Below are 8,851 nucleotides of genomic sequence, written 5' to 3'. Positions count from 1 at the left end.
CCCCGCGTCGGTGAACACAACATTACACACGGGCTGGGAGTTGTACCAAATCCGCTGGTCAATAGGTATTTATGCGCTTCGCCCACGAGGTCCATCCCAGTGAGATCGCCTACGATTTCTGGACGACCGTCCGCACCCTCGAGGCGATCGGCCGTCGCCCGGCGTTCGGTTTGAACTGGGACCCTTCGCATTTCGTCTGGCAAGACCTCGACCCTGTCGGATTCATCCTCGATTTCGCCGATCGCATCTATCACGTCGACTGCAAAGATGCCCGCAAACGCGTCGGCAACGGCCGTAACGGGCGGCTCGGCTCACATCTGCCTTGGGGCGACCTGCGGCGGGGATGGGACTTCGTCTCGACCGGGCACGGCGACACTCCCTGGGAGGACTGTTTCCGTGCGCTCAACACGATCGGATACAGCGGGCCGATCTCGATCGAATGGGAGGACGCGGGCATGGACCGGATGGTCGGCGCCCCGGACGCCCTGGCCTTCGTCCGCCATCTCTGCACAATAGAACCCCCCGATCGGTCCTTCGACTCCGCCTTCGGACCCGCCACCGCCGACTGAGAATCGCCCCCCACCGAGGCGGTGGGGGGCTCTGCGATGGGGCTGGGAGTGCAGGGAGGGACGCAGTTTTCGCCATGCCCCGCACGGGTTTTCCCCTCAGCGGAGTCCGCGATCACTCGAGGTGGCCGCTGCCCCCGGCCGATGCCGGTGGCTTACTTGCATCATCCAAGGCATGACCGAGGGGATCGGCAACTGGTTCCGGCCCCGGTCTGCTGCCGCCAATTCTCGCCGGTACACGCAACTCCTGATGAGGGGGAGATGCGTGTACCGGGTGAGTGACGAAGGCGATGTAAGCCGCGCGCAGCCCACCGCGAAATACGGCAAGCCGGGCGGCCCGAACTCCACCCCGAGGAACTCCACCCCGAGGTCGGAAAACTCACCGTCCTGGACACGGGAGCCAAGGACGACAAGCAGATCAGCGATATCCAGTCGCAGCCGGGCGATAACCGAGAGCGGATACATCAAGCAGACGCTGGCCCCAGCTGCAGCCTTACGGGCTGGAGGTGTACGCGATCTCCAATCGCCTTGTGGGGCAGGCCGTCTGTGATGACCCGATCGATTTCCGTCACCAGGCCATTCTGCCGCGGCGTATCCGGGGCGATGAGGATCCCGAACAGGTTCGGCACCGTGCCGCGGCGAAGATGGCGGATACCGCACGGGCTGCCGCGATGCACGACCAGTGGAGGCACGGGAACTTCGTGCACCACGAACGGCGGCCGACACCTGCTGGGAGGTGTCGGCCGCGTTGACTACGAGGCGGATACGTCCGCGGTCGTGGTGTCGAGGTTCCATCCCGATATGCGCAGTTTCGGTGTGGCACCGGCGAGAACATCGGTGCGGACCGTAGCGGTAATCGTGACGGACTCGCCGGGCCACAGGCCCACCTGGTTATTCGACCACGTGGCCGGCAGGATCGGCTTGTTCTGCGCGTCGACCAGACGGACGTCGGTTTGCAGTGCCGGTGTGTTGCCGGTGTCTGTGTTGGTGAGCGTTACGGTCACCGTGGTCTGGCCGTTCGCGCTGGAACTGCTGGCGGTCGCCGACACCTGAGCCTTGGCCATATCGTTCAAACCCTTCATGGAGCCGAAGGATTTGGTCGGGCTGTACGGAAAGTTCTTCCCGCCATACTCGACGACGTCGGGTTCGGTCGAGAGCCAGTACACGTTGCGACTGATCTCACGGTTGTCGGCATCCGTCAGGGTCAGCTTTGCCAGGTAGGTCGTGCTGAGGTTGTCGACCTTCTCCGGAACGGTCAGGGCCACGGCCTTGCCGCCGTATCCGGGTGTGCTGGCAACCGGGGCATCCTGGTGAAACTCGAGGTCGCCGTCGAGGTCGTACAGATCCACATGCGCGGTCAGCCCGGTGGCGGCATCGGTGCGCTGGTTGATCACCACGACCGAGCGGTCGTCATAGGAGTACTGGATGTGGAGCTCCTCATTGGATTTCTGGGCGCCGAAATACGTCCCTTCCTGATCGAAATAGCGGTCGAACATCTGCCAGTGCAACGATGTCCACGGGCTGTTCAGCATCCAGAAGACCTGACCGGTCGACGGATTGTCGGGATCGGTGAAGTTCCGGGCATACGACTCGAACTGTGCACGCGCTGACTCGTATTGCGAGAGGTGGGCTTTACGAACGAAGTCCTCCAGGCTCGTGGGTTTGCCGTACCGGTTGTCCAACGCCTCGCCGAAGATCTTCAGGTTCGAGAAAGCGTCGGCATGTGAGCGGTGGTACTTGGCTGTCTCCGGGTGCTGCCAGAGGTCCTCGAGTTCGTCCGCCGAGAGCATCCGCCGCAGCGTATCCAGGGTGGGAATGGCTGCTCCACACGAGGTTTCGGCATTGAACCCGAACGCGCCACCGTGCTTCTTGGTGTACCAGTAGACCGGCGGCACCCAGTCGTATGGACTGGACATCTTCATGCCGCTCGCATAGCCCCCAGAGCTGTTGCCGTTGATGTCGCTGACGATCGGCACTTGGAAATCCGCGGCCTCGATGGCGGCCCTGTAAGCTTGGCCGGTCTCCTCGAGCGGGGCTTCGTCGCTACCGATGAAGAACGTGATCACACTCGGATGGTTGCGCAGATCAGCGGCGACCGTCGCCATCGAATTCTTGGCGATCTCGCGTTCGCGGGCACTGTAAGGCTTGTCCGGTATCTTGTTGTCGCCTGAACGCTCCATCCACCTGTTGCAGCATTCCCAGCCGGGCAGCAGGAGCATGCCCGACCTGTCGGCCATGGTGTAGAACTCGTCCGGCTCCAGATGCCCTTCGAGGCGGATGGCGTTGATGCCCATGTTGAATGCGTAAGCGAAGCGGTCGGCCGCCTCCTGCGCGTTCCAGCGCATCAGGATGTCGGGGGCCTCGGTCGCGCCCCGGATCAAGGTCCGTTTGCCGTTGACGATGTACTCCCGGCCGCCGAATTCGTTGATCTTGGACTGGATGTCGCGGATTCCGAACTGCTTGCGTGCGGTATCGGTCACCGCCGCATTCGTTTTCGCCGTCATGGTCAGGTCGTACAGTGGGTGTTCGCCCTGCCCGGCAGGCCACCAGATCCGTGGCTCGGTGAACTTGAGTTGGGATGTGTCGGCCGGAGTGAACTCGACCGGCTTGGTCTCGCCCGCGGCCAGCGTCACTTCCTTGCTGAAGCCCACCTCACCGACCGCGCCGCTGACCGTGGTAGTGAGAGCCTCGCCGGAGTGGTTGTGCACCTTGGCCTTCACGGTCAGGTCGGCGGAGGCGAGCGACGGGTCCACCGTGGTGACCACGTGCACGTCGTCCAGGGCCACCGCGCCCGTGCGGCGGATGACAATGTCGCTGGTCATACCCATGAGCTTGTCCGCAGGACTGGGATTCCAGTCGATCCACCCCATGGTGAGGTGTTTGTCCGGATCGTTGGGTTGTACGCGGAAGGCGACGGTGTTGGCACCGGACTTCACCGCGGCGGTGATGTCGCGCTCATAGCGCGGATAGGCTCCCTCGACCTCATCGGCACCGGCGATCAGCTTGCCGTTGACGTAAACGTCAGCGGCGGAGAGGATTCCGGTGATATCAAGGAAGGTCCGGGCGGAGGTGTCCGTCACAGTGAAGTCGGAGCGGTACCACCAGGGCACTTTGAACGGTTTGTCGTCCTGCTGCATATTGGTGGAGTAGAACGGATCGGGGTACTTGCCGTGGGCCACCAGCGCCGCCATGACGGTGGAGCGCGGTCCGGCCGGGAACCAGCCGCTGGGTTCGTACCCGGGGGTCGAGATCGTCTCCGGGCTGTCCGAGACGTCCGCCGAGGACTGAATATCGAAGCCCTGCAAGGCGGTTGCCGAACCGACATCGCTGGATACCTCGGTGACCCTGGCCGGCGGATCGGCTGATGCGGGGCGGGATATGCCCCCCGCGGCCGCGGTGGCCGCGAGAAGCCCCGCGACCAGGAGTGCGGCCGGGCCGCGCCGGATGAATGCGCCGCTCGAGGACATGGAAACCTCCTTGGAGAACCGACGCGGGATCCGGCCCACGGCCGGCCCGGGTGCGGGCCATTGGATTGAGTTGAGTTGATTCATGATGGCGGGCCGCGATCCACGGCGCGGAATCGTGACCGCCATTTCCTCCCTTTGGATACTTGATTCCGACCGGCGGCTACTGTGGGTCGGCGTCAGGCCAATTCAAGTCATCTCGAGTTACGGAGAAGCTGGCGGCGGGCATATAGTCCTAGCTAATCGATGCCCGTTCCAGCGAGAAATTCAATACACACATGATTTGTGTTCTGACTCCCTGGCAACGTATATCGTTGTGCATGCGTGCCCCTTGCGCTGACACTCGGAAACTCTTCGTAAGGAATGCGCAGTGAGGCCAGAATAAAGCATGTCGTGTGTCGACCGTCGTGAAGCGACAGCCGATAGAGCACGGAGTTCGGCCTGGCGGGACCATCTGCGCGGCCTGGCCAAACCTTTCCCACTCCTGGATTCACAACCAGGACCCATTCGGTGTTGCTCGGCGGGTATGCAGTGGGGGACGGCAGCGCGAGAGCTCAGGTCGAAGAACGCCACTCACCAAGAGAATCGGCGAGCTCTACGCCATCGAAAGTTGGTGACAATCAACAACAGTCGCCACGAACCACCGCGCCGGAACTCTAGCCAACCACACTGACACGAACACGCACGATTCGGCACTGAGATATAGATGGCCCGGATCAGTCCGAGTTCCGGGGAATGCTCAAATCGCACTGAGCCTGAAAGCACTCCATCCCTGTGGTGACTGCCGGGGCTCGTGTCAACGTCAGGCGGCGGGGGTCAGCCCTCCCAGACGCGGCTGGTGATGAACGTCGCCCAGTCGCCAGCGGGGAATGCGAGAGTGGGCCCCTTGCCGTCGTCCTTTGTGTCCCGGACCATGGTTCTGTCGTCGGCGTGGCATACCTCCACGCACTGATTGCCCTGGTTCGACCGGCTCGACTTGTACCACTCGCCCATTACCGGCTTGTTCACGCCGCGTACTCCTTCGCGATCTTCACCACCAGGTCCCTGGTGTCCTGTTGTCCCAACGCTACCGCGCGGATGTCCTCGATCGCCCGTCGATAACGGTTCACGTCCTCTTCGTGCTCATGGAAGACGGATCCGATAACGCCGTCCGCATACACCACGGTGGGCAGACTGAGACCGCTCGTACCTGCAGGGAACTTGAGCCAGTCGAATGACTGCATGATCATCCCGGGATGAGCCCCGACCGAGAAGGGGACTACCCGTATCTCGACGTTGTCGCGCTGACCGACTTCCGCCAACCATTCCAGCTGCGCACGCATCACTTTGGGCTCTCCTGCGCGGTTTCGAAGGACAGCCTCGCAGAGCAGCGCCTCATACCGGAAGTCGGGATCGCTCAGTCGAGCCTGCCGGGTGATGGTCAGTTCGATCCGGCGCTCGAGATCTACCAGCGAGAGGTTCCGGTCTCCTCCGAGGTCGAGTGCGCGGCGGTAGTCAGGGGTCTGAAGCAGGGCAGGGAGGATTACTGGATTGTGCGAGATGATCTGTTCTGCAACCCTTTCCAGTCGAAGGAACTTCCCTGTATTGGGTGCGATCGTGTCCTTGTATGCCTTCCAAACGTTGCCCTGGCCCCTGTTGGCCTTCTCCTCGGCCTTGACCTCTTCCCAGAGCATCAACGCCTTCGCTCGGGCGTCGTCGTCGACCTCGTAGAGATCGAGCAGGGCATTGATGTGTAGATCGCTCAACCTGTTCTGAGAGCCGTCCTCCAGCCGATCGATCACCGGCCGAGAGACGCCGAGACGTGTCGCGGCTGTCAGTACGGCAGGTCGCGGGCCGCGCAACCTCAAGTCCCGCATGAAGTTTCCGAAATCCAGGCGGGAGATAGTCGATCCGGACATTTCGCTCAGCCTCGCTATCCAGGAGGGGGAATTGACGGGGATGCACGTCGGTGGGGTGCTCGTCACGCGCACTGCTCGCTACGTGCATGCTCGCCTCGTGCAGTGCGCGCTACGTGCACTCCATCATATTTCACGATATGCACGTCACGAGCAGTCTTTCGTCGTCGATTTGGTGTCTACTTACAGATAGCACCGAGGACGACCAGCGACTAGCCGCCACTCGGTATCAACCGAAATGCGCTGGGAGGCATAGTGTCCTGGGATGCTTGGGTCTTGGTGGCGATCTTTATCGCGATTTGCGTGGGCATCGTTCTGTTTTGCTTGATCGAAGACATCAGAAACGCCGGTAGGTACGGTGGCGAGCCGAAGGGAACGGTTCGAATCCGGCTGGACGACGGAAGCTGGATCGATGCCCGGTGGCTCGGCAACGGCCACGGGCGCCATCGTGCGAACGTTGTCAGGCCATGAACCAGTGGCCCTCTCCGATGACCCACGAGCGTGGGGAATGGCATGACGTTCTGAGGTTTCCGGAAACCGTTCGCGCGCAACTGCAATTGCACAGGCGTTGCACCGCGGGCGACGGAAATAGTGAGTACTCGTGCGGCCGTAAGCAGTACTTACGGGAGATCGTGGAATCCAATCGAGGGAAGCCCGGATGGGACTTCGAGACATGACTGGAACAACGTCCCGCGTCAGCCACCACAGGCTGTGGCCCTCGGAGTACCTGGAGAACGAGAACGGCGTCAAGATCCTGCTCCAGCAACATCGAACCTGCGCGCCCGGCAGTGAGGGAACACGTCAATCATGTTGTGCAAGAAGTCAACTGATCGAGATTGCGACCATGAACGGATGGGCATGGGCACCCGATATCCCGCAGGAATCGAGAGCTGACAACGCAAATCATCGAGAGTGAAAACAATGGCAAGGAGGTGGGGCAGTGGAACTCTACGGCCCCCGGATGGAGAGGCTTGAAGACTGCCGTGTCCGGCCGAACGACATCGAGATGAACCCGGCAGAGGCGCTGGAGGCGATGATCCTTCACCGGGATTGCGAGCCAATGCAATGCTCTCGTCAGCAGGAAGCCGCGCGGATTATCGGCCTCGAGTCGGATGAGCACCCCGAACGATCCAACGTGATCCCGTTCCCTGTCCAAAGACTCCGGGTGGTAGGCGATGTCACGTGTGATCCGTAACCGGCACCCCCGCCCAGCGGTCGACTCGCGGACACTTAAACAGGCGAAGGCCGGGCTGCACTGTCACGCATATTGCGACGACGAGTGTGAAGCCAAGCAATATTACGGAAGGGCAGTCCTGGACCTCGGTCGTGGCCGAGCCGGGAGCTGGAATATCTGGCGCGTTAGCAAGTAGTTGACTTGCAGACGGCCCGCCTCGTTTCGGCTGCCCCCGCATTCGATACGCCGATTCCGATACGGGGCTGTCGCGATGGGGCACTTGGGCGATCAAAGCGCGTGACGGGCGGGGCTTCCTGTCCCTCGGGATGATTCCATCGGAATCGGTGGGACCACGGTGCGGCTGCGGCAATCCAGATCAGCGTAGAACGGGTGGCAGCCCGAAGCGGTCGCCGATGATTCGCCGATGTGAGCACGATTGTCATCGCAAACCTCCTCTGAGCAGGCCTCGAGTGGGTCCGTGACGACCTCGGCCGGATTCTTCTTAACTTGGGAGAGGCATCCGCGTGAGCAATTTCCGCTGTCGTGATCCTTATAGCACAGGGTTCTCGCTTGAGAAACGGACGATCGGCTGCAAAGTCCAGTCAACCGGAGAAACTTGGCAACCCAGATGGTGATCGGGACTCTTTTCAAACAGACAAGTGCTTGTGGGTGGCGGAAATGCATTGTGATACAGTCGGTTCGATTGACAGTTGACCGAAATGTACCCTCAGCTCTGTCGCTGAGGGAGCGGTGCAGTGTGGGTGAATCGGCAGGACGTATGGGGTCCTGCGTGTTTCGTGCCGGAGCTCTGAGCGCTTCCCTCGTATTTTGTTGCGACCAACACACCGGGGGCGCTCGACGTCGGTGTACCTGCCTTTGTTGATACGATGTTGAAAGAGGTCTATTCGAAGGAGGACCGAGATGACTACCTCAATGGGCTGCGTCATTTCGCTACGGTCGCGCAGTAAGTGCATCACAAGCCGTTCGTGAGTCTGGAGCGGGGACAGCAAAGGGCGCTGGTGCGGCGGTTTCAGGATGAGGCCATCGCGGAGGAACGCGCACTCGTCTCGTGGAATCAGAAGGACCTCGTACAGAGAGTTTGCGCGGCCGCACTGCTGGAGCAACGAACTAGGCCCTCGGCAGACGCGCGCCAACAGTCATTTATCCTGGCAACGAGAGAACTGGCCTTGCTGGCGTTCTTCACTTCGTAGCCCGGTGCGACGCGAGTGTTGCAGTATCTGGCGCATACCGCGGTTGCCTGCCTTGTGAGCCAGGCCGGCAACGGCAGGTGTTGGGCGACTGTGAGTGAATAGACGCCTGCGTGAATATCAACCTGACATCGCAACGGCATGTCAGAATTCGGATTCAGAACGGAAGACCTATAATGCAGCGCCGGAAGTTTATACGAAATAGCATTCTCGCCGCGGTGTCCGTGGCAATTCCGTCGTCCTTCCTGCAAGGCTGCACGACGCGCAGATCGGGATGGGCGCAGCAGGCGCTGACGAGCACTTCGGGAGGCGCAGCGGAGCCGCCGTTGCCCAGTGGAGCGCAGCCCTTCACTATCGACGCGCCGAGGAACCCGAATGGCCCGGTCGTCTACCTCCGGGACTTCGGCGCGGTGGCGGATGGAGCGGCGCCGCCTTCCAGTGGTCCGGGTTGTGCCTCGGCCAGCACCGGGACCACCGCGCGCACGATATTCGCCACGGCCGTGGTGAATTGCGGCCGCACCTTCTCCACGAGCGTCTTGAACTG

5 protein-coding genes and 1 pseudogene are annotated in these 8,851 nt (G+C 61.7%); 3 read left to right on the top strand and 3 right to left on the bottom strand.

All coding sequences use genetic code 11. The features are described from left to right. Window positions 1–71: 71 nt before the first annotated feature. Window positions 72–569 carry a sugar phosphate isomerase/epimerase family protein gene (locus tag ACWELQ_RS28965; protein WP_452400202.1) on the top strand — a complete coding sequence of 166 codons (498 nt, stop codon included), beginning with the start codon at window positions 72–74 and terminating at the stop codon, window positions 567–569. Window positions 570–1,318: 749 nt separating this feature from the next. On the opposite strand, the gene ACWELQ_RS28960 is transcribed toward ACWELQ_RS28965, so the two are convergent. The 3 genes from ACWELQ_RS28960 to ACWELQ_RS28950 all read right to left on the bottom strand — a co-directional run bounded on the left by ACWELQ_RS28960 (window position 1,319) and on the right by ACWELQ_RS28950 (window position 5,928). Next, on the bottom strand, window positions 1,319–4,033 hold the full coding sequence (locus ACWELQ_RS28960) for a glycoside hydrolase family 2 protein (protein ID WP_452400201.1): 2,715 nt from the start codon (window positions 4,031–4,033) through the stop codon (window positions 1,319–1,321). Between the two features lie 813 nt (window positions 4,034–4,846). Further along, window positions 4,847–5,038, bottom strand: a complete 192-nt coding sequence (locus ACWELQ_RS28955; protein ID WP_452400200.1) for a DUF397 domain-containing protein — start codon at window positions 5,036–5,038, stop codon at window positions 4,847–4,849. Next, the gene (locus ACWELQ_RS28950; RefSeq protein ID WP_452400199.1) at window positions 5,035–5,928 is read right to left on the bottom strand and encodes a helix-turn-helix domain-containing protein; all 894 of its coding nucleotides are present in this window, start codon (window positions 5,926–5,928) and stop codon (window positions 5,035–5,037) included. The genes ACWELQ_RS28955 and ACWELQ_RS28950 overlap by 4 nt, the downstream gene beginning before the upstream one ends. A 937-nt stretch (window positions 5,929–6,865) precedes the next feature. On the opposite strand from ACWELQ_RS28950, the gene ACWELQ_RS28945 reads away from it, so the two are divergent. After that, window positions 6,866–7,120, top strand: coding sequence for a hypothetical protein (locus tag ACWELQ_RS28945; protein WP_452400198.1), 255 nt, complete (start codon window positions 6,866–6,868; stop codon window positions 7,118–7,120). An 824-nt stretch (window positions 7,121–7,944) separates the two neighbouring features. Next, window positions 7,945–8,067: pseudogene (locus ACWELQ_RS28940) on the top strand (gluconate 2-dehydrogenase subunit 3 family protein); the annotation flags it as partial. Between the last annotated feature and the right edge of the window lie 784 nt (window positions 8,068–8,851).

Source organism: Nocardia sp. NPDC004722 (assembly GCF_053601505.1).
The sequence above is the reverse complement of the archived record's forward strand: the minus strand, read 5'-3'. Positions and strand labels throughout refer to the sequence as shown.